Origin of the sequence: Methylobacterium sp. J-030 (genome assembly GCF_022829545.1) — a bacterium.
Taxonomy (GTDB): domain Bacteria; phylum Pseudomonadota; class Alphaproteobacteria; order Rhizobiales; family Beijerinckiaceae; genus Methylobacterium.
In genome coordinates this window covers 1-24,836 of sequence record NZ_JAKSYM010000168.1, presented here as the reverse complement: position 1 = coordinate 24,836, position 24,836 = coordinate 1, and the positions used below count along the sequence as shown (strand labels likewise).

The window sequence follows — 24,836 nt, the reverse complement described above, 5'->3', positions numbered from 1 at the left end:
ACGGCACGGGCAAGCTTGGAACGCAGACAGGTTTTGCGCTCTGGACCTGCCAGGCGCCCTCCCTCCCCCCTCTGCGGGGGAGGGAGAACCGCGGAACCGTTCCGCCGGTCACGTCAAGACAACTGCGGGAGCGATTCTCATGAGCGCTGACGCCCCCCCGAAAACCTCCCCGCACGCCGCATCCCGCTCCACCGCCACCACCAGCGCCACGGTCCTGCCCGGCATCGGCCTGTGCGCGGCGATCACCGCCGTGGCGATGGCCGCCCAGGCGCTGGAGGAGCGCGCCACCGGCCACCCTTACGTCGAGGCCCTGGTCCTGGCGATCCTGATCGGCATCGCGGTGCGCACCGCCTGGACGCCGGACGCGCGCTTCCGCACCGGCATCGCGTTCTCGGCCAAGCAGCTCCTCGAAGTCGCCGTGGTGCTGCTCGGCGCCTCCCTGAGCCTCGGGGCGATCCTCGCCTCCGGCCCGGCCCTGCTCGCCGGCATCGTCGGCACCGTGGTGATCGGCATCGCGGCGAGCATCGGGATCTGCCGGGCGCTCGGCCTGCCGGCCCGGATGGCGATCCTGGTGGCCTGCGGCAACGCCATCTGCGGCAACTCGGCCATCGCGGCGGTCGCGCCGGTGATCGGCGCCGAGCCGAAGGACATCGCGGCGGCCATCGCGTTCACGGCCGTGCTCGGCGTGCTGATGGTGCTCGGCCTGCCGCTGTTCGTGCCGCTGGCCGGCCTCAGCGACAACCAGTACGGCGTGCTCGCGGGCCTGACCGTCTACGCGGTGCCGCAGGTTCTGGCCGCCACCGTGCCGGTGAGCCTGCTCTCAACCCAGGTCGGCACCCTGGTGAAGCTCGTGCGCGTGCTGATGCTCGGCCCCGTCGTGGTGGCGTTCTCGCTGATCGCCCCCCGGCTGCCGTCGGCAGCGGCGGGCGGCGCCGAAGCCCGGCCGGCCCGGCCCGGGCTGACCAAGCTGGTGCCGTGGTTCATCCTCGGGTTCCTGGCGCTCGCGACCCTGCGCTCGCTGGGCCTCGTGCCGGACGCCGCCGTGAAGCCGCTGACCCAGCTCGCGGGGGTGCTCACGATCCTGTCCATGGCGGCGCTCGGCCTCGGCGTCGATGTCCGCGTGCTGGCCCGGGTCGGCGGACGGGTCACCCTGGCGGTCACCGCCTCGCTCGCCGTCCTCATCGCGGTGAGCCTCTGCCTCATCACCGGGCTCGCGATCCGGTGAAGCGCCGGCGCGCTGACCCGCGCCGGCCGGCCCTGTATCCTCCCCGCGGGGGAGCCCGACCGAGCGACTGGAGCGACAAGCGATGACGCGCGATCCCGACGACCCGCCGGCCCGGCGGCGCTTCCTCGTCCAGGGCGCGGCCGCGGCCGCCGCCCTCGCGGGCGGGCGGGCGCAGGCCGACGCGGCGGCGCCCCCCGCCACCCCGGAGTGGATGAAGACGCCCGGCGCCGATGTCGGCAGCCAGACCTATGGCACGCCCTCGCGCTTCGAGGCCGACGTGATCCGCAACGTGCCCAAAGGCCTCAAGCAGTACACCTCCGCGTCGAGCCGCACGCCCCTGCAGGATCTCGACGGCATCCTGACGCCCAACGGCCTGTTCTACGAGCGCCACCACGGCGGCATCCCCGACATCGACCCCGCCCGGCATCGGCTGATGATCCACGGGCTCGTCGAGACGCCGCTGATTCTGACGATGGACGACATCCGGCGCTTCCCGTCGGAATCGCACATCCACTTCCTCGAATGCTCGGGCAATCCGAGCTTCGAGGCGATCAAGGGCAAGACCGCCTCGGACCTCGTCGGCCTCGTGAGCTGCGCCGAGTGGACCGGGGTGCGCCTCGCGACGGTTCTGCGCGAGGCCGGGCTCAAGCCCGAGGCGCAATGGGTCGTGGCGGAGGGCGCGGATGCCGCCGCCCTCACCCGCAGCATCCCGATCGCGAAATGCCTGGACGACGCGCTGCTGGTCTACAGCCAGAACGGCGAGCGGCTGCGCCCGCAGCAGGGCTATCCGCTGCGGGTGATCCTGCCCGGCTTCGAGGGCAACATGAACGTGAAGTGGCTGCGCCGCCTCAACGTGAGCGCGGAGCCGGCCTACTCACGCGAAGAAACCTCGAAGTACACCGATTCCATGCCGGACGGCACGGCGCGGCAATTCACCTTCGTGATGGAGGCGAAGTCGATCATCACGCGGCCCTCCGGCACCCAGCGGATCGCCCCCGGCTTCAACGAGATCACCGGCATCGCCTGGAGCGGGCGCGGCCGGATCCGGGGCGTGCAGGTCACGGCCGACGGGGGCAAGACCTGGCAGGAGGCGGCCCTGCAGGAGCCGGTCCTGACCCGGGCGCTGACCCGCTTCCGCCTGCCCTGGACCTGGGACGGCACGCCCACGACCATCATGAGCCGGGCGATCGACGAGACCGGTTACGTGCAGCCGAGCTTTTCGGATCTCACGGCCGTGCGCGGGCTCAAGTCCTTCTACCACAACAACGCGACAATCCCCTGGCGCATCGCGGACAGCGGCGAGGTGACCAATGGCTACGCGTAACGCCCGCGCGCTCGCGCGGCCGCGCTCCTCCTGCTCGGCGTGGCCGGCGCGGCGCGGGCCGCGGAGCGGTACGGCATCGGCCGGCCGGCGACCGAGGCCGAGATCGCGGCCTGGAACATCGACATCGACCGCGACGGCCGGAAGCTGCCCCCGGGCAGCGGCAGCGTCGCGCACGGCCGGGCGGTGTTCGAGGCGCAGTGCGCCGCCTGCCACGGGGCACATGGCGAGGGGGGCGTCGGCGATCCGCTGGTCGGCGGGCAGGGCAGCCTGGCCTCGGCCAAGCCGCTCAAGACGGTGGGCAGCTTCTGGCCCTACGCGCCGACGCTGTTCGACTACATCCGCCGGGCCATGCCGATGAACGCCCCGGAATCGCTCAGCACCGACGACGTCTACGCCGTCTCGGCCTACATCCTGAACCTGAACGGGCTCGTGCCGGACGGGGCGGTGCTCGACGCGCACGCCCTGTCGGCGGTGCGGATGCCGAATCGCGACGGCTTCGTTCCGGATCCGCGACCGGACGTCCGCTGAGAGGCCTTTGATTTCGGCGGTTGCCGGAATAACCGGCCGACAACCGACGCACCCGTCCTCCCCCCTCCCCTCTGCGGGGGAGGGAGACGCGCGACATCGGGATCAATCGCCCCGCCCCACCGCTCAGCATCCGTTCAGGCAGCGTGACCGATATTAACTACAGCCAAGCTCTAGACAAGTATTGCTGAATTGTAACCTCAGACATGATTTGCAAAAATCTAGACAAGCTGGGCCATTTGAAGATTAAAATTCCCTGAATGCATAATTCAGAACCGATTAAATCTGGACCGCCTATCAGCGCTTCCCGAAGGCGATGAGATGCGTCTCGCCGCGGCCTGTCCCCGGACCGGCGCGGTAGACCGCAGGACCCCGCGGGGCCGCATCGCGCACGGCACGGGGCGCAGCCATGACAGGGACCAAGGACGAGCGGGCGGTCCCGGAGGCCGCGCGGGCCGAGACCGCCGGGTCGGTCATCGCGTTCCCGTCGGCCCAGCGCCCCCGCGCCCAGCGCCGCGCGGTCGATGCGGCGGTCCGGGAGCGGATCGGGCGCGGCCTGCGCCTGCACTACGCGGATATTCTGGCCCAGCCGGTCCCGGACCGCCTCCTGACGCTCCTCGACGCCCTCGCCGACACGGAGGCCCAGCCATGACCCTGATGCTCCAAGCCGCTCCCGCGGGAAGCGGCCCCGCGCCGGCCCCGGCGGGCGCCGATGCCGAGATGCGCGACCTCCTGCTGGGGGCGATCCCGGCGCTGCGGGCCTTCGCGTTCTCCCTGACCTACGATTTCGACCGGTCGGACGACCTCGTTCAGGACACCCTGGTTCGGGCCTGGATCAACGCGGCGAGCTTCCGCCGGGGCACAAACCTCACGGCGTGGCTGTTCACGATCCTGCGCAACCTGTTCTACTCGGAGCAGCGCAAGCGCAAGCGCGAGGTGGAGGACGCCGACGGGGTCCATGCCGGCCGGCTGACCAGCCTGCCCGCGCAGGAGGTCCGGATGGAGATGGCGCAGTTCCAGAGCGCCCTGAACCAGCTCCCGGCAGCCCAGCGCGAGGCGCTGGTGCTGGTCGGCGCCCAAAGCTTCACCTACGAGGAGGCCGCGGCGATCTGCGGCGTCGCCGTGGGCACGATCAAGAGCCGGGTCAGCCGGGCGCGGGTCCGGCTGATCGAGGTGCTGGGCATGGCGGGGACCGACGATATCGGCCCCGACGCGCAGACCCGGGCGGCGCTCGACGGGGGCTGACCGCCCTTACTTGATCAGCCGGACGACCTCGCGGAAGCGCGGATGCCGGGCGGTGCCGAGCCATTCGAACACCACCATCTCGGTGGTGACGATCTCGGCGCCGTGGGCCGCCATCCGGGCGAGCGCCGCATCCCGGTTCCCGATCTTGCGGGAGCCCACCGCGTCGCCGACCACGGTGACGCGCCGCCCCGCCTCCAGCAGGCCGAGCACCGTCTGCAGCACGCAGATATGCGCCTCGCAGCCGGCCACCACGCAGTCGCGCCCGTCCGGCAGGTGCTCGCGGAAGCCCGGCGCCCGCGTGGCGCCGAAACTCATCTTCGGAATGGCCGTGCCGGGCGCGGGGGCGAGGTCCGGCACGGTCGGCCCGAGGCCGCCGGCATTCTGCTCGGTGACCAGCACCGGCACGTCGAGGAGTCTCGCGGCGGCGGCGAGGCGGGCGGTCTGGGCGATCACCTCCGCGCCCTCGGCGATGGCCGGCATCAGCCGGACCTGAACGTCGATGACGAGGAGCAGCGAACGGGCGGGGTCGATCAGCGGCATCGGTGCAGCGAACTCTCAGAGCGTGTTTGACGGGAGCGCCGGGTGATCGGCATCGCAAATCCTGGTCTCGAAAGGTCGAGACCTTTCGCGGGTCCGGGGCGGTGCCCTGGAGAACGCTCAGGGCCGAAGATCCCAGGGCTCCGCCCGAGAACCCGCCAAGGGGCTGAACTCCTTGGAAACCCAGTTCGCACAGGCGCTCAATACGTGGCGAACAGGCGCGCCACCGCCTCCGGCTCCGCCGTGACGGTCAGCGCCAGGGCGAGGAGGATCCGGGCCTTCTGCGGGGTCAGGTTGTCGGCGCTGAGCAGGCCGCGGCTGCGCAGGCGGGTGGAGAGGGGCACCACGCCGCTCCCGGCGCGGGTCGACATCACCACCACGATCCCGGCGGCGGCCGCCGCCTCAAGGGCCTCGGCCTCGCCGGGCGGAACCATGCCCGGCGCAAGCCCCGCCGAGACCAGACCCCGCGCGCCCGCAGCCTGGAACGCCCGCACGGCGGTGCCGTCGGCATCGGCGTAGCCGTAGGCGATGTCGACCCGCGGCAGCGCGGACCGATCCCGGATGTCGAAGGGCGTGCCGGGCGCGTGCGCCCGCTCGGAGCGGCGGTAGTACCGGACATGATCGCCGTCGACATGGCCGAGCACCCCGAAATCCGGGGTGCGAAAGGTCTGGAGCCGGGCCACCGAGGTCTTGGTCACCTCGCGGGCCGCCTGGATCTCGTCGTTCAGCACCACGAGGACGCCGCGCCCGCGGGATCCGGGCGCCGCCGCGGTGCGGACCGCCGCCACGAGGTTGAGCTTCGCGTCGGTGGAGAGCGCGCTCAGGGGGCGCTGCGAGCCGACCAGCACCACCGGCAGGTCCACCGTCAGGGTCAGGCTGAGCGCGTAGGCGGTCTCCTCGAGGGTCGCAGTGCCGTGGCCGATGACGATGCCGGCGAGGTCCGGATGCTCGGCCGCGAGATGCGCGCACAGGCCGACGAGGTCGCGCCACTCGGAAAAGCCGATCGCCGGGCTCGGAACCGCCCGGAAGGGGACCGGCAACACCGTGGCCACGGCCGCCAGCTCGGGAACCGCCGCCAGGATACCGACGGCGTCGAGGCGCCGGTCGGTGGCGCCGTAGTCGAGGATGTCGAGGGCATCGCGCCCGAGGGACGCGATCGTCCCGCCCGTCCCGATGAATGCCACCTTGGGCAACCCGGCTCCGTGTCCCGCCATCCCCACCGCCCTCCCGGCCATCCTGGCCCCGCGAATGCGGGGCGGACGATGCCGCGGCGCACGGCCGGGGTCGACCCCGCCGGGCGCAGGCGGGCGATGCGCCGGACGACGGGCGCATCGCCGGAACACCACGGTGTCAGCTCTTGAAGTCGACCAGCAGGGCCGAGATGTTGGCGCTGGTGCTGGTGCCGCTCGCCCCGTAGCCGGCACTGGACGACTGGCTGCTCTGGAGCTGCTGGAGGAAGCTGGCGAGCAGGTCGCTCGACGACGACGTGTCGGAGCTGCTCGACGAACCGGACGTGCTGCTGTCGGAGGCGGAATCGCCCGGCGGCGGGCCGGGCGGGGGCCCCGGGGGCGGACCGCCGGCACCGGAAACGCCGCCATCCTCCGCGGTGGCGTCGGCGGTCTGGGTGCTCTGGCCGTGGCTAGCGAACAGGTTCTTCAGCTCGGTGGCCTGATCGCTGGTCAGGCTGCCGCTGCTCACCTGATCGGCGATCAGGCCGTCGATCCGGTCCTTCATGGAGGACGGGTCGAGCTTGGCCTGGGTGCCGCCGGTCGAGCCGGTACTGTCCGACGACAGGCTCGAACCGATCGACGACAGGGCGCTGGTCAGCGCGGTGGCGTCGGTGCTGCTGAGGGTGCCGGCCGACAGCTCGCTGCTGATCGTGTCGGCCATCCGCGTCTGCGGGCTGTCCTGGGTCTGCCATCGCTGCGTGTAGAGCTGCGACGTCGTGGTGGCGTTGATGCTACTCATGGAAACGCTCGGGGCACGGAATTGCCGGATTCGCCCGGCGGCGGGTCCGTGTGCAAATTACCCACGCGATTCTTAAAGCTGGGTTTCTCGAGTGTTCTCAATGCGAGGCGCCGGGGGACGTTCGGACGGACGTCCGAGCATGGAAGATCGCGCGTTTCCCGAAAGCGATGGCGCAGCATCACGGCGCACGACACGTGACCGCGACGGCTCAGATCGGCCGTTCGACCCATGCCTTCATCCCGAGGTGACCGCGCCATCGGGCGCTGCCGTGGTCCGTGTGGCAGCTCCGCCGCAGACCGGATCAGACGCTGGCCGCCACCCGCAGCGGTGGTATCGCCGCCGTCTCACCCAGGCGCGCCGCCGGTGCGGCGTGCGCGTAGAGGCCGCGATGCTTCGGATGGGGCGCGAGCCGGTCGGTCAGGCCGATCACCGTCTCCGCCGCGCCGAGCAGCAGCGCCCCCTCCGGGGCGAGCTGGGCGGCGAGCCGCGCCAGGACGTCCGACTTGGTCGGCGCATCGAAGTAGATCAGCACGTTGCGGCAGTAGATGATGTCGAACTGGCCGAGCGTCGCGAAGCTGTGCAGCAGGTTGAGCTGGCGGTAATCCACCATGCTGCGCAGGCTCTGGGCGATCTGCCACTGCTCGCCCACTTGCGTGAAGTACTTGATCAGCCACTGCACCGGCAGGCCGCGCTGGACCTCGAAATGGCTGTAGATCCCGGCCTTGGCCTTCTCGATCACCTCGGTCGAGAGGTCGGTCGCCACGATCTCGACCTGCCAGCCGGCCATCCGCGGCGCCGCCTCCTGCAGCAGCATCGCCAGCGAGTACGGCTCCTGGCCCGTCGAGGAGGCCGCGCACCAGATCCGCAGCCGGCGCCGGCTGGCGTTGCGCAGCAGCGCCTCCGGCAGCAGCGTGTCGCGGAACAGGTCGAACGGGATCCGATCGCGGAAGAAGAAGGTCTCGTTCGTGGTCATCGCCTCGACCACGTCCCGCTCCATCGCGGCGACCCGGCCGAGCTTGAGCGCGCCGATCAGCTCGCCGAGGCTCCCGAGCCCGTAGCGGCGGCAGATCGGGGTCAGCCGGCTCTCGACGAGGTAGCGCTTCTCGGCGGTCAGCGCGAGGCCGGAGCGCTGCTTGAGGAAGCCGCGCAGGAATTCGAATTCGAGCTCGGTCATGCCGCCTGACCCGTGATCATGGCGCGCAGCGCCGTCGCGAGTTCGGACAGCGGCAGGACCGCCTCGGCAAGGCCGGCCCGGGCGACGCTGCCCGGCATGCCCCAGACCGTGCTGGTGGCCTCGTCCTGGGCGAGCACCGGGCCGCCGGCCTCCGTCAGCGCCCGGGCGCCGTTGGTGCCGTCCGAGCCCATGCCGGTGAGGATCACGGTGGCGGTGGCGGCGCCGAACACGACCGCCGCGTCCTTGAACAGAACGTCGACCGCGGGCCGGCAGAAATTCACCGGCGGCCCGTCTGTGAGCTTGATGGTCGGGCCGTTCGGACCCGCGGCGAGGCCCATGTGGCGGCCGCCCGGGGCGACGTAGATGCGGCCCGGCTCGATCCGCTCGTCGGGCTTGCCCTCGGCGGCCTGGACGCCGGTGCGGGTGGTGAGGTGCTCGGCGAACACCGCGGTGAAGATCGGCGGCATGTGCTGCACGATCAGCACCGGGAGCCGGCGGAGCGCCGCCGCGCCGATCCCCTCCAGCATCTCGCCCACCGCCCGCGGCCCGCCCGTGGAGGAGCCGATCAGCAGGGCGCGGGGCGCCGTGCGGGCGCGGACCTTCGGCCGCAGGGTGAAGGGGGTCGCCGGGCGCGCCGCCGCCGGTACCGCGTGGGCCGCCGGCGCGGGGGCGTGGGCGGCGGGCGCCGGATGGGCCGCCGGCGCGGGCGCGGAGACCGGCCGGCGGGTCCGGGCCCGGGCCGCGCCGAACACGCGCACCCGCTCGATCAGCTCCGCCCGGAACACGTCCGACGTGGTGACGCCGCGGCTGCTCTCGGGCTTGGCGATGTAGTCCACCGCCCCGAGGGCCAAGCATCGCAGCGAGATGTCGGCGTTGCGCGTGGTCAGCGTCGACATCATCACGACCTGCACGCTCGGACTCATGGCGAGCATGCGCGGCAGCGCCGTGGTGCCGTCGAGTTCCGGCATCTCGATGTCGAGCAGGACCACGTCGGGGTCGTGCTTGGCGATCATCTCGATGGCGATCCGGCCGTTCGAGGCCGTGCCGACGAGCTCGAAGCCCGCCTCGCCGATCCAGCGGGCCACGAGGCCGCGCACGACGGCGGAATCATCGGCCACCAGGACCCGGATCGTCGCGGCGGAACCGGTCGTGCTCTGGTTCGGCGGCGTGCGCAGCGGTGCGACCGCGGGGCTCAGGGCCATGGTGCTTGCCTCGGGTACGGGGCCGCGGATGCGGGTACAGATGTGGTGCGCGAGAGGATCAGGCCGCGTCGGCCACGAGCCCGACCTGTTCGAGCTTGGCGGTCAGGATGTCGCGGTCGAAGGGCTTCATGATGTACTCGTCCGCCCCCGCCCGCAGCGCGCGGGCGATGGCGCCGATGTCGTTCTCGGTGGTGCAGAACAGGACCTTCGGCACCTCGCCCCCCTCGCTCCGGCGCAGGGCCTGGAGGAAGGCGTAGCCGTCCATGTTCGGCATGTTCCAATCGAGCAGGATCGCGTCCGGCATGTGTGCCGCGCAGGCTTCCAGGGCGGCGTTGCCGTCCTCGGCCTCGCTGACGTTCATGCCGAGATCCTCGATGATCCGGCGGGCGACCTTCCGGATCACCGCGGAATCGTCCACGACCAGGCAGTTGGTCTCGTGCGGCGCCTTCATCGCCCCCTCCCTCAAGCCGCCTTGGCGCCGGCAGCCGTGAAGCCGAGGAGCGCGTCCACGTCCAGGATCACCAGCAGGCGCCCGTCGAGCCGGTGGACGCAGGTGGCGAGGTTGCGGAAGCGCGGATCGAGGTTGATCGGCACCGCCTCCCGGCTGTCGGCGCCAAGCTTCAGCACCTCGCCGACCCCGTCGACCACGAGGGCGAAGGTCTCGCCCGCCTGCTCCAGCCCGATCGCCATCTTCGGACTGGCCTTCGCGCCGTCCGCCTCGTCCGGCGCGTCGGGCAGGCCCAGGCGCCGGCGCAGGCTCATGGCGGTGACCACGCGGCCGCGCAGGTTCAGGAGGCCGACGATCTCGGCCGGCGCGAGCGGCACAGGCGTCACCCCCGAGGGCACGAACACGTCGTGGACCCGCTCGATCGCCAGCCCGAACAGGGTCTCGCCGACATAGACCGTCACGAAGTCGTCGGTGGCGCCGGTCTCGGCGCCGTTGGTGGTGGCGCCATTCGCGCCGGTGGCGTTGGCATTGGCTGCCTGCATCGGAACTCTCCGGATGATCGATTCGATCGATTTGGGGCGGGCGGCGGGATCAGGCCGCCTTCGAGACCGTCTCGGCGCCGAGCTCGGCCAGCGCCGAGATCAGACCGGCCCGATCGAACTTCGCCACGAGATCGGTGATCGCCAGGGCCCGGGCCCGCTCCACCGCGTCGGCGCCGATCGCCCCGGTGAGGCCGATCACCGGAAGGCCGGCGACCCGCGGCTCGGCCCGGCGCATCGCGGCTACGAGGTCGAAGCCGCTGCGGCCCGGCATCTCCAGATCGGTGACCACCACCTCGATCCGCTGATCGGACTGGAGCGTGCTGAGCGCCGCCTCCGCGCTCGCGGCCGTGACCACCTGATAGCCGCCCGCCTTCAGCACCGGGGTCAGCATGTCGCGGAAGAAGGCCGAATCGTCGACCAGCAGGATCGTGGAGAACTGCTCGGGCCGCTTCAGGCCGCGCGCCCAGTCGTCGTAGGCGAGCGGCAGGAAATGGGCGATGTTGATGATGTCGGTCGCCCGGCCCCGCAGCACCGCCGAGCCGATCAGGTCCGAGCGGTCGGCCGCGATCTCGATGTCGAGGCGCTCCTCCACGATGTCGACGATCTCGTCGACCACCAGGCCCATGGCGCGCTCGCCGTCGGAGAACACCACCAGGGCCTGGGTCCCCTCCGACTTGATCGTGATGCCCGGATCGGCCGGGACCAGCGGCATCAGGCGCCCGCGGTACTGGATCAGCGCGCGGCCGCCCAGCCACTCGACCTTGGCGCACTCGATCTCCTCAAGGCGGGTGACCAGCGACAGCGGCACCGCCTTGAAGCTGCCCTGGCCGCCCTTGAACACCAGGAGCGTGGTCTTGGAATCCGCCACCTCGTTCGCCGCGTCGTCGTCGGCATCCGCGTGGCCGCCGCTGCCCTGGCTGCCCTGCGCCACCTGCCGGGCGACGCCGTTGGGATCGACGATCAGCACCACGGCGCCGTCGCCGAGGATCGTGTTGCCGGCAAACATCGGGATGTGCCGCAGCTTCACCGACATCGGCTTCACGACGATCTCCTCCGTGTGGAAGACCTCGTCGACGAGGATGCCGAAGCGCTCGCGCCCGACCTGGGCAACCACCACGAAGCCGGCCTGCTCCGTCTCGGTCCCGGCCGCATCCTGCCCGAGCAGACCGGTGAGCGAGACGATCGGCAGCAGCCGCTCGCGCAGGCGCAGCACCGGCGCGCCGTTGATCCGCTCGACCCGCTGCGCCCCGGCATCGACCCGCACCAGTTCGAGCACCGCCACCTGCGGCAGGGCGAAGCGGTGCTCGCCGGCGCGCACGATCAGCGCCGCCACGATGGCCAGCGTCAGCGGGATCTTGATGGTGAAGGTGGTGCCCCGGCCCGCCGTGGTGGCGATGTCGATCAGGCCGCCGATGGTCTCGATGTTGGTCTTGACCACATCCATGCCGACGCCGCGGCCCGAGACCGAGGTGACCGCCGCCGCCGTGGAGAAGCCCGCATCGAAGATGAACTTGGCGACCTGCGCGTCGGTCATCCGGTCGACGTCGGCCTGGGAGGCGAGCCCGCGCTGCACCGCCTTCTGGCGGATCGCCGCGAGGTTCAGGCCCTTGCCGTCGTCGGCGATCTCGATCGTGATCGTGCCGCCCTCGTGGTAGGCGGCGAGCCGGATCGTGCCGCGGGCGGGCTTGCCCGCCGCCACGCGCTCGGCCGTCGATTCGAGGCCGTGATCGGCCGAGTTGCGGACCATGTGGGTCAGCGGATCCTTGATCACCTCAAGGACCTGCCGGTCGAGCTCGGTCTCCGCCCCGACCATCACGAGTTCGATCTGCTTGCCGAGTTCCGCCGAGAGGTCGCGCACGACCCGCGGCAGCTTCTGCCACGCATTGCCGATCGGCTGCATGCGCGTCTTCATCACGCCGTCCTGCAGCTCGGCCGTCACGTGGGACAGGCGCTGCAGCGGGACCTTGTAGCTCGAATCCTCGTGCCGGCGGGCGATCTCGAGGAGCTGATTGCGGGTCAGCACCAGCTCCGAGACCATCGTCATCAGGTGCTCGAGCGTGTCGACGCTCACGCGGATCGTCTGGTTGTTCTTGGCGGCCGTGGTGGCCTCACCCTCGCCGCCGCCGCCCTCGGCCCTCTCGGCGCGCGCCGGCTCGGCCTCGGCCGCCTCGACCGGCGCCGCGCCCGCCTTGGGGGCGGGAGCAGAAGCAGGCTGGGGTGCCGGGGCCGCCGCGAAAGCCGATTCGTCCGGTCCCGGCGCCGCCAGGAAGGCGGCCTCCAGGTCGTCGAGGGACACCTCGCCGGGCTTGAGTTCGCGGGCCACCGGCTCGGGCAGCACCGGCTCGGGCGGCGGCGGGGGCGCCGCCGGCTCCGGCTCGGACGCCTCGGGCGCGCCCTCGGCCATCCGCTCGAGGGCGGAAATGAGGTCGTCGTCCGACCCCGCAGGCTCGGTGCCGGTGGCCTCCAGATCGGCCAGGATCTCCTTCAGCCGGTCCAGGGTCAGCAGGATCAGCGTCACCGAGGCGGAGGTGGCGGGCAGCCCGTCCCGGAACCGACCCATCAAGGTCTCGGCCGCGTGCGCCAAGGCTTCGAGGCGCGGAAGTCCGAGAAATCCGCACGTTCCTTTGATCGTGTGGACTAATCGGAAGATGTTCCGCAGGATCGTCTCGTTATTCGGATCCTGTTCGAACCGGACGAGTTCTGCATCGACGGTGTCGAGATGCTCGCCGCTCTCAGTCAGGAACTCGCGAAGCAGGTCGTCCATAGGCGCAACTCGTTACCGGAAGAAGGTCTCGCGCACCGTACTTACTCGGGCGCGGTTAGGGAAGCGTTTCAGTTCCACCTCCGCGCCGGAGTTTTTCAGATTTTCAGGCGTGCGTGGTGTTCGAACCCGTGCCGGAGGCCTCATCGGATGCTTCGATCACTGTCGGCGCGGCCGTGATCGTCACCTCGTCATCCTGAATGGCGAATCGAACATCCATGGCGGCGGCGCGCGCGACCAGGCCGGCGTAGAACGGCAGGATGCCGTGGGCGTCGACCGTGCCGCTCTCGGGGCTGCCGGCCATCAGTTCCTCCACGTGCGGGGGGATGCGGGCGTGCGAGCCCTTGGCTTTCAGCACGAAGTGCGGCGCCTCGCCGTCGCCGGAGACCACGACGTCGATCACGCCGCCCCGCGGGATGGCCGTCGTGGCGATCATCACGAGGTTGAGGAGCAGCTTGACCTTGTTCTTGGGGAACAGTGCCTGCGGGGCGGCCCAGGTCAGCTTGGTCTTGTCGTCGGAGAACATCCCCTTGGCCACGCTCTCGGCGTCGGCGAGGTCGATCGAGGCGCCGGCCGATCCCGCGGCCCCGAAGGCGATCCGGGCGAATTTCAGCCGCGCCGAGGCCTGCCGGGCGCTCTTGCCGATCAGCTCCAGCGCGAAGGTGCGCATCGATTCGTCCTGGTCGTCCTCCAGGACCTCGAGCCCGTTCACGATCGCGCCGACGGGGCTGATCACGTCGTGGCAGACGCGGGAGCAGAGCAGGGCCGCGAGGTCGAGGCCGTCGAGGGTCAGGGTCGGCGAGTTCGGGGACGACATGGTGCGCTCCGGGCGGGTCTGGTTCGGGCGTCTGCGGGCCGGGGGCCCGACTGGCGGCCGTTCGTCGACCGCCGCATCCGGCGTACACGTCGCCCAACGGATACCGCGCGCGGCATTTCGGACCGGGGGCGACGACCGGTCCGCTCGGATAGACGCCACGCTCGCCTTTGAAAAGCGTTACCGGGATTGCGGGATCGGCCGGGCGGCGTCCGATTCGCGTCGCGCCGGCGACGCCGCCGCACGATGGAGCGCGGGTCCGCTCTCCCGTGCGGGCTCCGCGGGCGAGGGAGACGCGCGGAGCTGGCGCCTTGCCTCTTCAACGGGGAAGCGCGAATCCGTTACCCTCCGCGGGTGCGGGAGGGCGCGTGGTCGACGGTCCAGGACTCCGACGATCCGTAGACCCGCCAGCTCCTGACGCTGAGGTCCGCCCCATGCAGCCCGCCCCTACCCTGCGTCAGAGCCTGAATCCCCGCCTCCGCGTCGCGGATCCGGACACCGCGCAGGCCCGGCTCGCCGAGATCGCGCCCGCCCTGCCCCCGGGCTTCCTGACGCCGGCAGTGCGCGATCTGCTCCTGGGTCTTGCCGACCATTCCCCGTTCCTCTGGCAGGCGTGCCGGCGGGCGCCGGAGCGCCTCGTCGCCCTGCTGGAGCAGCCGCCGGACGCGGCGAGCCGCGACATCATCGCCCGCCAGCGCGCGGTCGGCGCCGCCTGCGGCCCGAATCCCGATCTCGCGGAGGTCGGCCGGCGGCTGCGTGCCAACCGGGAGGCGCACGCGCTCCTCGTGGCGCTCGCCGATCTCGGCGGCGGCTGGGACGTCGCGGCCGTCACCCGGGCGCTGTCCGACTTCGCCGACGCCTCGGTGAGCGCGGCCACCGAGGCGCTGCTGCGGCAGGGGATGGCGGCTGGGCGGTTCCGGCCGCCGGATCCGGACGCGCCGCAGGTCGGATCGGGGCTGATCGTCCTGGGGCTCGGCAAGCTCGGCGGCGGCGAGCTGAACTATTCGAGCGACATCGACCTCGTGATCTTCTACGAGACCGCCCCCGCGGCGGACGCGACCGGCGGCGATCCGAAACCGTTCTTCGTCAAGCTGGCGCAGGGGCTGGTGAAGCTCCTGTCCGACCGGACCCCGGAAGGCTACGTCCACCGCATCGATTACCGGTTGCGGCCGGACCCGGGTTCCACCGCGGTGGCGCTCTCGACGGGCTTCGCCTTCGACTACTACCAGACGCTGGGCCAGAACTGGGAGCGCGCCGCCTTCATCAAGGCCCGGCCGATCGCGGGCGACATCCCGGCCGGGGACGCGTTCCTCGCGGACCTCGCGCCGTTCATCTGGCGGCGGCACTTCGACTTTCCCGCGATCGCCGAGATCCACGCCCTCAAGCGGCAGATCCACATGGTCCGCGGCCACGAGACCCTCGCGGTCGCCGGCCACGACATCAAGATCGGCCGCGGCGGCATCCGGGAGATCGAGTTCTTCGTCCAGACGCAGCAGCTCGTCTTCGGCGGCCGCAAGCCGTCCTTACGGGGCCGCGCCACCGTGGCGATGCTCGACGGCCTCGCCGCGGCGGGCTGGATCGACGGACGCGCCCGCGACGAGCTGACCGAGGCCTACGGCTTCCTGCGCACCCTGGAGCACCGCGTCCAGATGGTCCGCGACGAGCAGACCCAGCGCCTGCCGACCGGCCCCGAGGCGCTGACCGGGCTCGCCCTGTTCGCGGGATTTCCCGATCGCGCGGCCTTCGAGGCGGCGTTCCTCCATCAGGCCGGCCGGGTCCAGGCCCATTACGCCCTGCTGTTCGAGGCCGACGACCCCGCCGCCGAAGCGAGCCTCGTCTTCGGCGCGGGCGAGGCGCCGGAGCCCGAGACCCTGGCGCGGCTCGCGGCCTTCGGGTTCCGCGAGCCCGAGCGCGCCTGGGAGACCGTGCGGGGCTGGCACCGCGGTCGCCGCCCGGCCCTGCGCGCGGGCCGAGCCCGGGAGATCCTCGCCGGGATGCTGCCGGCCCTGCTGCGGGCGCTCGGCGGCACCGCCGATCCGGACGCGGCGCTGCTCGCCCTCGACCGGGCCTTCGCGCGGATGCCGGCCGTGGCGGAGCTGCTCGCGATCCTGCGCGCGCACGAGCGGCTGCGGCTCCTGTTCGCCGACATCCTGGGCACGGCGCCGCGCCTGGCCGACACGGTGGGCCAGAGCCCGCACGTCCTCGACACCGTGCTGGACCCGGATTTCGTCACGCCGAGCCCGGATCCGGAGGCGGTGCGGGCCCAGTACCGGGCGCTGGTCGGGCAGCCGGGGAGCCACGAGGAGTTCCTGGACCGCTGCCGGGGCGCTACCCGGCAGATGAATTTCGTGACCGGCGCGCGCCTGCTCTCGGGCATCCTGACGCCCCGGCAGGCCGGCGAGGCCTACGCGTCCGTGGCCGACGCGGCGGTGGCGCTGAGCCTGGAGGCGGAGGCGCGCCGCTTCGCGCAGGATCACGGCGCGGTGCCGCAGGGGCGGTGCTGCGTCCTGGCGCTGGGCCGGCTGGGGTCGCGCCAGCTCAGCGCCGGGTCCGACCTCGACCTCGTGTTCCTGTACGATTTCGACCTCGTGGACCGCACCAGCGACGGCCCGCGCCCGCTCGACGCGGTCGTGGCCTATAACCGCCTCGCGCAACGCCTCCATGCGGCGCTCACCACGGCGACCCGGCGCGGCCGGCTCTACGCGGTCGACCTGCGGCTGCGGCCCTACGGCAGCCACAGCCCGCCGGCCGTGCAGCGCACCGGCTTCACCACCTATCACCGCGAGGCGGCGGAGCTGTGGGAGCACATGGCGCTGGCCCGGGCCCGGATCGTGGCGGGCGACGCCGGCCTGGGGGCGGCCGTCATGGCCGAGATCGCCGCGATCCTCGCCCGCCCGCGCGAGCCGGCCCAAGTCTGCACCGAGGCGAGGGCGATGCGGGCGCTCGTCGCCCGGGAGCGCGGTCATGCCGGGCCCTACGACCTGAAGCTCGCCCCCGGCGCCCTGTTCGACCTTGATTTCCTGGCCCAGGCCATCGTGCTGAGTCACGCGCACGCTTGGCCCGGCTGCATCGGGCTCGGCGCGGAGGCCGTCTTCCGCGGGGCGGCGGCGCGCGGCCTGCTGCCGGCCGAGTCGGCCGACGCCCTCGCCGAGACCTACGGGTTCCTCGATTCGGTCTACCAGTGGCAGCGGCTGGTGATGGCGGACCCCACCGCGGAGCCGGCGGAGACGGCGGCCCGGCAGATCGCCAAGGCCGTGGGCCTGCCGGATGCCCGCAGCCTCGCGGCGGAACTGCGCCGCCACCGGCGCCGGAGCCAGGCGCTGCTCGCGCGGATCCGGCGCGAATTGAAATGACGCGCCACCTTTGCCGGCATGCTCGAGGCCGGGAATCCGCCCGATGCCTGAACGGACCTGCTGCGGACGGCGGAGCAGGCTGCCGGGCGGTTCGCCGGAATGCGGCCGCGGCGGGACGATTGAGCAGCACCCGCATCCTCCCCGGGGCGATCCGTACGGAAAACCGTCGACATCCCGCGTCCGCTCGGGCATGCAAAGGGGTCTCGGGAGGGACGATGACAAGCGCGGCGACGATCTCGGGACCGGAGCGCGAGCGGATTGCCGCGGCGCTCGCCGAGATCGCCTGCGCGGCGGGCGAGATCCTGCGCCGCTACCACCGGGGTCCCTGCCCCCACGCCCTGAAACCGGACGGCTCCCCGTGGAGCGCCGCCGACGTCGAGGCCGAGGATCTGATCGTCGCCGCCCTGGCCGAGCGGTTCCCCGGCATCGCGGTCGTGGCCGAGGAGCGCGCGGCCGCCGCGCGGGCCGAGGGCGCCGCGGCGGCGGCGGTCGGGACCTTCTTCCTGGTCGATCCCCTGGACGGCACCCGCGACTTCCTGGCCGGCACGCCCGACTACTCGGTCAACATCGCCCTGGTGGCGGGCGAGCGCCCGGTGGCGGCGGCCCTGGCGGCGCCGGGTCTCGACCGGGTCTGGTGGGCGGGCACCGCGGCCGTCGAGGCCCCGGTCGTGGCCGGGCGCCCCGGCGCCGGGCATCCGGTGCACGCCCGGACCGTGCCGGCGGCCGGCCTCCTGGCGCTCGGCAGTCGGCGGCACGGCGACGCCGCGACCGACACCTGCCTCGCCGCCCTCCCCGTGATGGAGACGCGACAGGTCGGCTCCGCCCTCAAGTTCGGCCTGATCGCCGCCGGCGAGGCCGACCTCTACGTGCGCTGCGGCCCGACCATGGAATGGGACACGGCCGCCGGCGACCACATCGTGGCGGCCGCCGGGGGCTGCGTGGTGGTGCCGGGGGGCGGCCCGATCCGCTACGGCCGGCACGGGTCAGACCACCGCAACGGACCCTTCGCGGCGCTCGGCGACCCGTCCCTGGCCCCGCGCCTCACCCTGCCCGCCTCCTGCGGGACCCGCGGCGCCGGCCGCCCGACGCTCAGCGCGGCGTCTTAGGCGGCCCGTCCATCTGGTCGCGCAGACCCGGCCAGGCCGCCTCCGCCTGCGCGGCCAGAGCGGAATCGGCCAGGAAGCGGGCCCGGCGCCCCGCGTCGCGGAACAGGTAGAGCCGCTCGCCGATCACCGCGAAGACCAGGGGATCGGCATCCACCAGCCGGCCCTCGAGGATCCCGGCGGCGTCGTAGCCCCCCAGCCGCGGGGCGTAGGCGGCTGGATCGTCCCGGAAGGCCGCGCGGTTGGCGCCGCTGGCGAAGCGCCAGACCCGCCCGCCCCAGGTGAACTCGAACCGGCCCGTCCCGGCTTGCGGGCCGCCCTCCAGGAAATAGCTGACCGGATCGAAGCCGTTGAGCGTCAGCAGCGCGATCGGCGCCCCCACGGGCTCGCCCGCGGCCGGCCGGGCCAGCAGCAGGGCGGCGCAGACGGCGACCGCGCGGGCTCTGCCCGACCGGCGCGGGCTGCGGGCTGCGGGGTCGGGACGCGTTAACCACATCTTGCGAATTCCCCCGGAAGCTGTTCCGACTCATCCGACCGGATCCCCGTGGACCCGGAGGGACGAGCCCCCCGGGCCGCAGCCGGTGCCGGCCGGGCGGGACGAGAGCGCGGCACAGATCCATCGCACGAACCGATAATCGAACCGGGCGAGGAGACAACGATGACGGCACGAGACGATCACGGCCCCGACCGGCGCCGCCTGCTGCGCGCGGGCCTCGCCCTGGCGCTCGGCGCGCCCCTGGGCGCCCCCCTCGGCATCCCGGGAACCGCCCTGGCGCGCGGCGAGGATGCCGACACCCCCGAGACCTTCCGCCCCGGCGAGATCGTGGAATCGGGCCACCGGTTCTTCGGCTCGGTCTCCCGCGGGCTCGCGCTGACCGTCGAGGAGGCGGGCCGGCGCTGGGGTGAGCCGAACGGCTACATCCTCGGCCAGGAGGGCGGCGGCGCGGTGGTGGCCGGCGTCCGCTACGGCGAGGGCACGCTCTACACCCGCAATGCCGGCCAGCGGCGCATCTACTGGCAGGGGCCGTCGGTCGGCTTCGACGTCGGCGGCGACGGCGCGCGCACCATGATGCTCGTCTACAACCTGCCGAACGTGCGCGACCTGTACCGGCGCTTCGCCGGCATCGACGGCTCGGCCTACCTCGTCGGCGGCTTCGGCATGACCGCGGTGGTCAACGACCGGATCGTCGTGGTGCCGATCCGCAGCGGCGTGGGCGCCCGGCTGGGGATCAATGTCGGCTATCTGAAGTTCACCCGGGAGCCGACCTGGAACCCGTTCTGATGGAATGGCGAGATCGGATTTCACCCTTCCGATCAACCTGGGCTAGAGTAAAGGCGGGCCGGGTCGTCCGGCCGGATGCGCGGGCTGTTCCCTCGTGATCGAAGCGGTGATGATCTTCGCGCTGGGCTTCCTGGCGGCGAGCCTGCTCGGCCTGCTGCTGCTGCCGGCGCTCAATGCCCGCGCCGCCCGGCTGGCCCGGCGGCGGGCCGAGGCGCGCCTGCCCCTCTCGCCGGCCGAGATCGCCGCCGAGCGCGACTTCCTGCGCGCGCAGTTCGCCGTCCAGCAGCGCCGCCTGGAGCGCAGGGCCGAGACCGCGGAGGCCAAGCGCCAGGCCGAGATGGCGGCGCTCGGCGCCGGCACGATGCGGGTCGCCGCGCTGGCCCGCGACGTCGCGGCCCGGGACGCCGAGATCGCCCAGGTTCAGGCCAAGACCCGCGAGCTCGAAACCGAGCTCGCGCTGGCCAGCGAGGACGGTACCGCGAGTCTCGCCACGCTCCAGGCCCTTGAGGAGGCCCATGCCGACCTCCTCGACACGCTCCTGGGCCTGCGGCAGGCGGGATCCCGAGCGGCCGACCCGGATGCCGTGACGGCCGAGCGCGACGACCTGCGCGCAAGCCTCCGGGCGGCCGAGGAGGCCCTGGCCCTGACGCTGGCGGACCGATCGGCGGACCGGCAGGCCGGCATCGAGCGGGAGAACGCGGATCTGCGCCGGCGAATCGCCGAGGTGGCCGACGCCGTGACCAGCCAGGGCCGGATGCCCCGGGCGGCCTACCCGGTGCCGCAGCCCGAGCGCGTCTGACCGAACCCACCGGCCGGACCCGGCGCGGAAACCCGCGCCGCCCGCCTTGTTTCGACCACGCGAAGGCCCCATCGCAGCGCCGACGCGTTCTGCACTGTTCATTGTCGACCAATGGTACGGATACCCATGCGCCTGAAGCCAATCGTCCTCGCCGTCGCGGCGGCCACTGCCCTGACGCTGCCGGCCGCGGCCCAACAGTCGAAGCGCGGCAACGAGACCCTGAAGAAGTACTGCACCGGCGACTACCTGAGCTATTGCGGCAACCTGGCCCCCGACGATCCGGCCACCGATGCCTGCTTCCAGAAGAACTGGAAGAAGCTCAGCGAGAACTGCCGCCGCGCGATCGACGCCTACGAGGCCGAGCAGAAGCAGAACACCCCCGCCAAGGGCCGTCAGGGCGCCCAGGGCAGCAAGGAACGCCGCGGCTGAAGCCGGCAGCCCTGCTCTGTTGCGGCCGCGCGCTCGCGCCCGTGCGCCGCAACCGCTAAGCTCGGGCTCCCGCCGGCGCCCGCGCGCCGGTGCCGAGACCGCCGGACCCGCGCGCGATGTTGTCGAACCCCGCCCTGAAGATCCTCGCCGCGTCCGGCCTTGCCGCCCTGGCGCTCTCCGCCTGCGGGCGGCGCGGCGCCCTGGAACCGCCCCAGACCACCGCGCCCGCCGCAGCGACCGCCGCGCCGGCGGGCTCCGACACGGTGAACGGCCGCCGGACCCTGCCGGTTTCGGTCGGCCTCGGCGGCGGTGCGCCGGAGCCGGACCCGGCCTCGGTCCGCGCCGGGGACGAGCTGTCGACGGCGGCCGTGCCGCCGGGCGGCACCGATGCGCCGGTGCAGACCAGCCGCGGCGCACGACGGGGCTACCGCGTGCCGAAGGAACCTTTCATTCTGGATCCGCTGCTGTAGAGGGCGGGAGCCGGGTCCCCGTATCGCCGTCCGAGTCCGGATGTTTCACGGGAAACACGCCTCCCCGGTGCCAGACGAGACACGGCCGAGATGCACCATTTCCACTACCGCGACGGCCGGCTGCACGCCGAGGACGTCGACCTGACGGACCTCGCCGCGGAGGTCGGCACCCCGTTCTACTGCTACAGCACCGCCACGCTGGAGCGGCACTACCGCGTCTTCGCCGAGGCCTTCGCGGGGGACGACGCCCTGGTCTGCTTCGCCATGAAGGCGAATTCCAACCAGGCGGTGCTGCGCACCCTCGCGCGCCAGGGCGCCGGGATGGACATCGTCTCGGGCGGCGAGCTGCACCGGGCCCTGGCGGCGGGGGTCGATCCGGCCAAGATCGTCTTCTCCGGCGTCGGCAAGACCCGCGCCGAGATGGAGGCGGCGCTGAATGCCGGCATCTACTGCTTCAACGTGGAGAGCGAGCCGGAACTCGCGGCCCTCTCCGCGACCGCCACGGCGCTCGGCCGCACGGCGCCGGTCTCGATCCGGGTGAATCCGGACGTGGATGCCGGCACCCACGCCAAGATCTCCACCGGCAAGTACGAGAACAAGTTCGGCATCCCGATCACCCGGGCGCCGGCGGTCTACCGAGCGGCGGCGGCGCTCCCGGGCCTCGCGGTGCACGGCGTCGACATGCATATCGGCAGCCAGATCACCGATCTCGCCCCCTTCGCGGACGCGGCGCGGCTGCTGGCCGGTCTCGCCCGGGACCTGATGGCGGCGGGCCACCCGCTCCGCCACATCGATTTCGGCGGCGGCCTCGGCATCCCCTACCGAGACGACAACGCCCCGCCCCCCGACCCGGCGGCGCTGGCCGCGACCCTGCGGCCGCATTTCGCGCCGCTCGGCCTGCGCCCGGTCTTCGAGATCGGCCGGATGATCGCCGGCAATGCCGGCATTCTGGTGACCCGGGTGCTCTACGTGAAGCACAGCGAAGGCCGCACCTTCGTGATCGTCGACGCGGCGATGAACGACCTGATCCGCCCGACCCTGTACGAGGCCTATCACGGCCTGCGCCCCGTCGCCGAGCCGGGGCCCGACACGCCGCGGATGGTCGCCGACGTGGTCGGCCCGGTCTGCGAGAGCGGCGACTATCTCGCCCTCAACCGCGAGATGCCGGAGGTGCAGGCCGGCAACCTGATCGCCGTGATGAGCGCGGGCGCCTACGGGGCGGTCCAGTCCTGCACCTACAACACCCGGCCGCTGGTGCCGGAGGTTCTGGTGCGGGCCGGCCAGGCCGCGATCGTGCGCCCGCGCGTCGCGGTCGAGGCGCTCGTCGCCCTCGACCGGGTGCCGGACTGGCTGGCGTGAGCGGCGCGCCGACAGGCGCCCTGGCGGCAAGCGCGGCCGGTCCGCTCCCCCTGTCGATCTTCGTCATCGCGTACAACGAGGCGGATCGGATCGGCGCGACGCTCAGGGCGGTGCGCGACCTGACCGACGACCTCGTGGTCGTCGATTCGGGCTCGACCGACGGCACGCAGGCGCTGGCCCAATCGCTCGGCGCGCGGGTGATCCACAACCCCTGGCCGGGCTACGGGCCGCAGAAGCGCTTCGCCGAGGAGCAGTGCCGCCACGTCTGGCTCCTGAACCTCGACGCCGACGAGGTGGTGCCGGCGGATCTTTCGCGGCAGATCCGGGCCCTGTTCGCGGCGGGCGAGCCGCGCCGGCCGGCGTGGCGGATCGGCATCGCCGAGATCTTTCCGGGCGAGGCGCGCCCGCACCCGCTCGCCTATACGCTGACCCCGGTGCGGCTCTACCGGAAGGACCGGGGCCGCTACGCCGCCTCCCCGGTCCACGACCGGGTGGCGCTGGAGCCGGGGGTAACGCCGGGGCGGCTCAGGGGCGTGATCCACCATTTCTCGGTTCGCTCGCTCGGCGACCAGCTCGACAAGCTCAACCGCTACTCCGACCAGCAGGCGGACGACCTGGAGGCCCGGGGGGTGGTGATTCCGCGCTGGCGGGTCTTCGTCGAGCTGCCGGGCAATTTCCTGAAGGCCTATCTCGGCCGCCGGCATTTCGTGCGGGGCACCTACGGCTTCCTGACGGCGATGAACTACGCGATCTCGCGGCATCTGCGCATCGCCAAGCACGTCGAGCGCCGCCGCCTCGCGGCGGCCCGCCGGGATCGGGTTGACCCGCCCGGCCCGACCTTCTAGAGCCAAGGCGCCGGAGACGTGGCCGAGCGGCTGAAGGCACTCGTTTGCTAAATGAGCATACCCAGAAATGGGTATCGAGGGTTCGAATCCCTCCGTCTCCGCCACTCAGGTGGCCTAAGTTACTGATTTAACTCTTAAAATTGGGACGGCTGAGGTAGTCAGCCCACGTTATGCCCCACATTTCGTAACGGCTTGTACCGGACTTTATTGGACAATGTGGCCTCGCGTGCGCGAGGGGAAACCTGCTGATCGCTATCATCGCCCGCGCCGATATCGTCGAGAGCCACTCCGATAGCTCAACCGGAGTGAGGACCCATTCGGCGACGGTCATGCTCGATGGCGAACACATGACTGTACAGGTTGGCCACCCAGCTCCGCCCCTCAACCGTTAGATCGAGGAAACGAACTGCGTCCCCGATGACCGGCTCGATCTTGCCCCAGAAGAATGCCGGATACCTCTCCGCGAGGTCGGCCGGGCCGGCGTAGCCAAGCTGGCGGTCGAAGCCGATTTCGGCGAACTCGTGGAACAGCGCGTTCAGTTTGCGTGGGTAGAGAGGATCGCCGAGTTGCCCGATCAGGTCGGCCGCGCGCATCAGGCCGGCTTCGGTGTCGGTCTCCCGATGCTCGTCGTCCGCAGGCACGGGGAAACGGGTCAACTCGATGGCCCGGATCACCCGCTGCGCATCGACGAGGTCATTCGTACCGAAGCGCTCCTGCACTGCCAGCTTCGAGCGCTCGATGTGGTAGGGCGCCAGCGCTGCGTCGGAGGCTCCCCGAGGCAGACTGATGGTGGTGCCCTGGGCATCGATGACGAAGGCGTTCGCCCGGTCACCTGAGCAGACGCCGCGCACGTAGCCGATGTCGTGGTACAGGGCCGCCAGGATCATGTGCAGCCAATCCTCCGGCGTGATGCCCTTGTCGAGGAACCGGCCGCGCAGGATGTCCTGAGCCACGAGGGTGACGAGGGCGGTGTGGTCGCCGTCGTGGTAGAGCGCGTCGCTGCCGACGATGCGCTCAATGGTCAAGCGTGCGGACGCCTCGATCACCTCGGCAAACCTTGGCTCGCGGCTGCCGAAGGTACGCTGGTAGGTTAGCGCAAGGTGCTCGCCCAGCGCGTCAGCCAGCATCTTCGTCACATCGAACATGGCTGGTGCCTTGCAGACTGAGTGAACGCCAACACTGCCCGCTGAGTCGATCAGCACCATGACATCAAGTGAGCGGCGGCCCATACTGCTGAAACGCCTCGTAAAGCGTCGCGGCGTCAATCTCCGAGGCAGGCTCGTAGGATCCCATAGCCGCCGTGGCTGCGCGCGCATTCCCCGGCTCGGCCGGTCCAGAGATCGAGGCGCTGGCCGGTACCATCGAGCGCGTCACCTTTCACAGCCCCGAGACCGGCTTCTGCGTCCTGAAGGTCCAGGCGCGGGGCAAGCG

At 72.0% G+C, this 24,836-nt stretch carries 24 protein-coding genes and 1 tRNA gene; 14 read left to right on the top strand and 11 right to left on the bottom strand.

Annotated elements, in window-relative coordinates; genetic code table 11:
- Positions 1–139: 139 nt before the first annotated feature.
- From MKK75_RS10450 to MKK75_RS10430, 5 genes are all read left to right on the top strand, one after another.
- Positions 140–1,225: a YeiH family protein gene (locus MKK75_RS10450; protein ID WP_244042521.1), complete on the top strand. Its 1,086-nt coding sequence runs from the start codon at positions 140–142 to the stop codon at positions 1,223–1,225.
- An 82-nt stretch (positions 1,226–1,307) separates the two neighbouring features.
- On the top strand, positions 1,308–2,549 hold the full coding sequence (soxC, locus tag MKK75_RS10445) for a sulfite dehydrogenase (protein WP_244042520.1): 1,242 nt from the start codon (positions 1,308–1,310) through the stop codon (positions 2,547–2,549).
- A gap of 39 nt (positions 2,550–2,588) precedes the next feature.
- Positions 2,589–3,077: a c-type cytochrome gene (locus MKK75_RS10440; RefSeq protein WP_244042519.1), complete on the top strand. Its 489-nt coding sequence runs from the start codon at positions 2,589–2,591 to the stop codon at positions 3,075–3,077.
- Positions 3,078–3,483: 406 nt separating this feature from the next.
- Positions 3,484–3,726, top strand: coding sequence for a NepR family anti-sigma factor (locus MKK75_RS10435; RefSeq protein WP_244042518.1), 243 nt, complete (start codon positions 3,484–3,486; stop codon positions 3,724–3,726).
- On the top strand, positions 3,723–4,319 hold the full coding sequence (locus MKK75_RS10430) for a sigma-70 family RNA polymerase sigma factor (RefSeq protein ID WP_244042517.1): 597 nt from the start codon (positions 3,723–3,725) through the stop codon (positions 4,317–4,319). Before MKK75_RS10435 ends, MKK75_RS10430 begins: the two co-directional genes overlap by 4 nt.
- A gap of 6 nt (positions 4,320–4,325) precedes the next feature.
- On the opposite strand, the gene MKK75_RS10425 is transcribed toward MKK75_RS10430, so the two are convergent.
- The 9 genes from MKK75_RS10425 to chpT form a co-directional block, all read right to left on the bottom strand.
- On the bottom strand, positions 4,326–4,859 hold the full coding sequence (locus MKK75_RS10425; RefSeq protein ID WP_244042516.1) for an isochorismatase family protein: 534 nt from the start codon (positions 4,857–4,859) through the stop codon (positions 4,326–4,328).
- Positions 4,860–5,056: 197 nt separating this feature from the next.
- Entirely contained in the window at positions 5,057–6,070 is a 1,014-nt protein-coding gene (locus tag MKK75_RS10420) for an asparaginase (RefSeq protein WP_244042515.1), read from the bottom strand.
- A gap of 136 nt (positions 6,071–6,206) precedes the next feature.
- Complete coding sequence (locus MKK75_RS10415; protein WP_244042514.1) at positions 6,207–6,824, bottom strand: hypothetical protein; 618 nt, start codon at positions 6,822–6,824, stop codon at positions 6,207–6,209.
- 301 nt (positions 6,825–7,125) lie between these two features.
- Positions 7,126–7,998, bottom strand: coding sequence for a CheR family methyltransferase (locus MKK75_RS10410; RefSeq protein WP_244042513.1), 873 nt, complete (start codon positions 7,996–7,998; stop codon positions 7,126–7,128).
- The gene (locus tag MKK75_RS10405; RefSeq protein WP_244042512.1) at positions 7,995–9,200 is read right to left on the bottom strand and encodes a chemotaxis response regulator protein-glutamate methylesterase; all 1,206 of its coding nucleotides are present in this window, start codon (positions 9,198–9,200) and stop codon (positions 7,995–7,997) included. Before MKK75_RS10405 ends, MKK75_RS10410 begins: the two co-directional genes overlap by 4 nt.
- 58 nt (positions 9,201–9,258) lie before the next feature.
- Positions 9,259–9,651: a PleD family two-component system response regulator gene (locus tag MKK75_RS10400; RefSeq protein WP_244042511.1), complete on the bottom strand. Its 393-nt coding sequence runs from the start codon at positions 9,649–9,651 to the stop codon at positions 9,259–9,261.
- An 11-nt stretch (positions 9,652–9,662) separates the two neighbouring features.
- A complete protein-coding gene (locus MKK75_RS10395; protein ID WP_244042510.1) occupies positions 9,663–10,190 on the bottom strand; it encodes a chemotaxis protein CheW in 528 nt (175 codons plus the stop codon).
- Positions 10,191–10,239: 49 nt separating this feature from the next.
- Entirely contained in the window at positions 10,240–12,954 is a 2,715-nt protein-coding gene (locus tag MKK75_RS10390; protein WP_244042509.1) for a hybrid sensor histidine kinase/response regulator, read from the bottom strand.
- 103 nt (positions 12,955–13,057) lie between these two features.
- Positions 13,058–13,768 (bottom strand): histidine phosphotransferase ChpT, encoded by a 711-nt coding sequence (gene chpT / locus MKK75_RS10385; RefSeq protein ID WP_244042508.1) that lies wholly within the window; start codon positions 13,766–13,768, stop codon positions 13,058–13,060.
- Positions 13,769–14,199: 431 nt separating this feature from the next.
- On the opposite strand from chpT, the gene MKK75_RS10380 reads away from it, so the two are divergent.
- Positions 14,200–17,118, top strand: coding sequence for a bifunctional [glutamine synthetase] adenylyltransferase/[glutamine synthetase]-adenylyl-L-tyrosine phosphorylase (locus tag MKK75_RS10380; protein ID WP_244042507.1), 2,919 nt, complete (start codon positions 14,200–14,202; stop codon positions 17,116–17,118).
- A 215-nt stretch (positions 17,119–17,333) separates the two neighbouring features.
- Positions 17,334–18,224 carry a 3'(2'),5'-bisphosphate nucleotidase CysQ gene (locus tag MKK75_RS10375; RefSeq protein WP_244042506.1) on the top strand — a complete coding sequence of 297 codons (891 nt, stop codon included), beginning with the start codon at positions 17,334–17,336 and terminating at the stop codon, positions 18,222–18,224.
- Here MKK75_RS10375 and MKK75_RS10370 read toward each other — a convergent pair.
- On the bottom strand, positions 18,208–18,717 hold the full coding sequence (locus MKK75_RS10370; RefSeq protein WP_244042505.1) for a YHS domain-containing (seleno)protein: 510 nt from the start codon (positions 18,715–18,717) through the stop codon (positions 18,208–18,210). The genes MKK75_RS10375 and MKK75_RS10370 overlap by 17 nt on opposite strands.
- A 162-nt stretch (positions 18,718–18,879) precedes the next feature.
- Here MKK75_RS10370 and MKK75_RS10365 point away from each other — a divergent pair, with 162 nt between their 5' ends.
- The 7 genes from MKK75_RS10365 to MKK75_RS10335 all read left to right on the top strand — a co-directional run bounded on the left by MKK75_RS10365 (position 18,880) and on the right by MKK75_RS10335 (position 23,509).
- Positions 18,880–19,503 (top strand): DUF1134 domain-containing protein, encoded by a 624-nt coding sequence (locus MKK75_RS10365; protein WP_244042504.1) that lies wholly within the window; start codon positions 18,880–18,882, stop codon positions 19,501–19,503.
- 109 nt (positions 19,504–19,612) lie between these two features.
- Positions 19,613–20,302 carry a hypothetical protein gene (locus tag MKK75_RS10360; protein ID WP_244042503.1) on the top strand — a complete coding sequence of 230 codons (690 nt, stop codon included), beginning with the start codon at positions 19,613–19,615 and terminating at the stop codon, positions 20,300–20,302.
- Between the two features lie 126 nt (positions 20,303–20,428).
- Complete coding sequence (locus MKK75_RS10355) at positions 20,429–20,731, top strand: 3',5'-cyclic-nucleotide phosphodiesterase (RefSeq protein WP_244042502.1); 303 nt, start codon at positions 20,429–20,431, stop codon at positions 20,729–20,731.
- Positions 20,732–20,847: 116 nt separating this feature from the next.
- Positions 20,848–21,201 (top strand): LPS translocon maturation chaperone LptM, encoded by a 354-nt coding sequence (gene lptM, locus MKK75_RS10350; RefSeq protein ID WP_244042501.1) that lies wholly within the window; start codon positions 20,848–20,850, stop codon positions 21,199–21,201.
- Between the two features lie 90 nt (positions 21,202–21,291).
- The gene (gene lysA / locus MKK75_RS10345; RefSeq protein ID WP_244042500.1) at positions 21,292–22,560 is read left to right on the top strand and encodes a diaminopimelate decarboxylase; all 1,269 of its coding nucleotides are present in this window, start codon (positions 21,292–21,294) and stop codon (positions 22,558–22,560) included.
- The gene (locus MKK75_RS10340) at positions 22,557–23,405 is read left to right on the top strand and encodes a glycosyltransferase family 2 protein (RefSeq protein WP_244042499.1); all 849 of its coding nucleotides are present in this window, start codon (positions 22,557–22,559) and stop codon (positions 23,403–23,405) included. The genes lysA and MKK75_RS10340 overlap by 4 nt, the downstream gene beginning before the upstream one ends.
- A 12-nt stretch (positions 23,406–23,417) precedes the next feature.
- Positions 23,418–23,509: transfer RNA gene (locus MKK75_RS10335), tRNA-Ser, on the top strand.
- A 192-nt stretch (positions 23,510–23,701) separates the two neighbouring features.
- Here the strand turns inward: MKK75_RS10335 and MKK75_RS10330 are convergent.
- Positions 23,702–24,550 carry a metal-dependent phosphohydrolase gene (locus MKK75_RS10330; RefSeq protein WP_244042544.1) on the bottom strand — a complete coding sequence of 283 codons (849 nt, stop codon included), beginning with the start codon at positions 24,548–24,550 and terminating at the stop codon, positions 23,702–23,704.
- Positions 24,551–24,836: the final 286 nt, after the last annotated feature.

Bases quoted from the DNA above. Each gene is read 5' to 3' on its own strand.
- MKK75_RS10415 (WP_244042514.1), bottom strand. From the start codon at position 6,824: ATGAGTAGCATCAACGCCACCACGACGTCGCAGCTCTACACGCAGCGA.
- MKK75_RS10370 (WP_244042505.1), bottom strand. From the start codon at position 18,717: ATGTGGTTAACGCGTCCCGACCCCGCAGCCCGCAGCCCGCGCCGGTCG.
- MKK75_RS10360 (WP_244042503.1), top strand. From the start codon at position 19,613: ATGATCTTCGCGCTGGGCTTCCTGGCGGCGAGCCTGCTCGGCCTGCTG.
- MKK75_RS10395 (WP_244042510.1), bottom strand. From the start codon at position 10,190: ATGCAGGCAGCCAATGCCAACGCCACCGGCGCGAATGGCGCCACCACC.
- MKK75_RS10410 (WP_244042513.1), bottom strand. From the start codon at position 7,998: ATGACCGAGCTCGAATTCGAATTCCTGCGCGGCTTCCTCAAGCAGCGC.
- MKK75_RS10405 (WP_244042512.1), bottom strand. From the start codon at position 9,200: ATGGCCCTGAGCCCCGCGGTCGCACCGCTGCGCACGCCGCCGAACCAG.
- MKK75_RS10365 (WP_244042504.1), top strand. From the start codon at position 18,880: ATGACGGCACGAGACGATCACGGCCCCGACCGGCGCCGCCTGCTGCGC.
- MKK75_RS10380 (WP_244042507.1), top strand. From the start codon at position 14,200: ATGCAGCCCGCCCCTACCCTGCGTCAGAGCCTGAATCCCCGCCTCCGC.
- MKK75_RS10390 (WP_244042509.1), bottom strand. From the start codon at position 12,954: ATGGACGACCTGCTTCGCGAGTTCCTGACTGAGAGCGGCGAGCATCTC.
- MKK75_RS10435 (WP_244042518.1), top strand. From the start codon at position 3,484: ATGACAGGGACCAAGGACGAGCGGGCGGTCCCGGAGGCCGCGCGGGCC.
- MKK75_RS10425 (WP_244042516.1), bottom strand. From the start codon at position 4,859: ATGCCGCTGATCGACCCCGCCCGTTCGCTGCTCCTCGTCATCGACGTT.
- MKK75_RS10430 (WP_244042517.1), top strand. From the start codon at position 3,723: ATGACCCTGATGCTCCAAGCCGCTCCCGCGGGAAGCGGCCCCGCGCCG.
- lptM (WP_244042501.1), top strand. From the start codon at position 20,848: ATGTTGTCGAACCCCGCCCTGAAGATCCTCGCCGCGTCCGGCCTTGCC.
- MKK75_RS10420 (WP_244042515.1), bottom strand. From the start codon at position 6,070: ATGGCGGGACACGGAGCCGGGTTGCCCAAGGTGGCATTCATCGGGACG.
- MKK75_RS10450 (WP_244042521.1), top strand. From the start codon at position 140: ATGAGCGCTGACGCCCCCCCGAAAACCTCCCCGCACGCCGCATCCCGC.
- MKK75_RS10375 (WP_244042506.1), top strand. From the start codon at position 17,334: ATGACAAGCGCGGCGACGATCTCGGGACCGGAGCGCGAGCGGATTGCC.
- MKK75_RS10355 (WP_244042502.1), top strand. From the start codon at position 20,429: ATGCGCCTGAAGCCAATCGTCCTCGCCGTCGCGGCGGCCACTGCCCTG.
- chpT (WP_244042508.1), bottom strand. From the start codon at position 13,768: ATGTCGTCCCCGAACTCGCCGACCCTGACCCTCGACGGCCTCGACCTC.
- MKK75_RS10400 (WP_244042511.1), bottom strand. From the start codon at position 9,651: ATGAAGGCGCCGCACGAGACCAACTGCCTGGTCGTGGACGATTCCGCG.
- lysA (WP_244042500.1), top strand. From the start codon at position 21,292: ATGCACCATTTCCACTACCGCGACGGCCGGCTGCACGCCGAGGACGTC.
- soxC (WP_244042520.1), top strand. From the start codon at position 1,308: ATGACGCGCGATCCCGACGACCCGCCGGCCCGGCGGCGCTTCCTCGTC.
- MKK75_RS10330 (WP_244042544.1), bottom strand. From the start codon at position 24,550: ATGTTCGATGTGACGAAGATGCTGGCTGACGCGCTGGGCGAGCACCTT.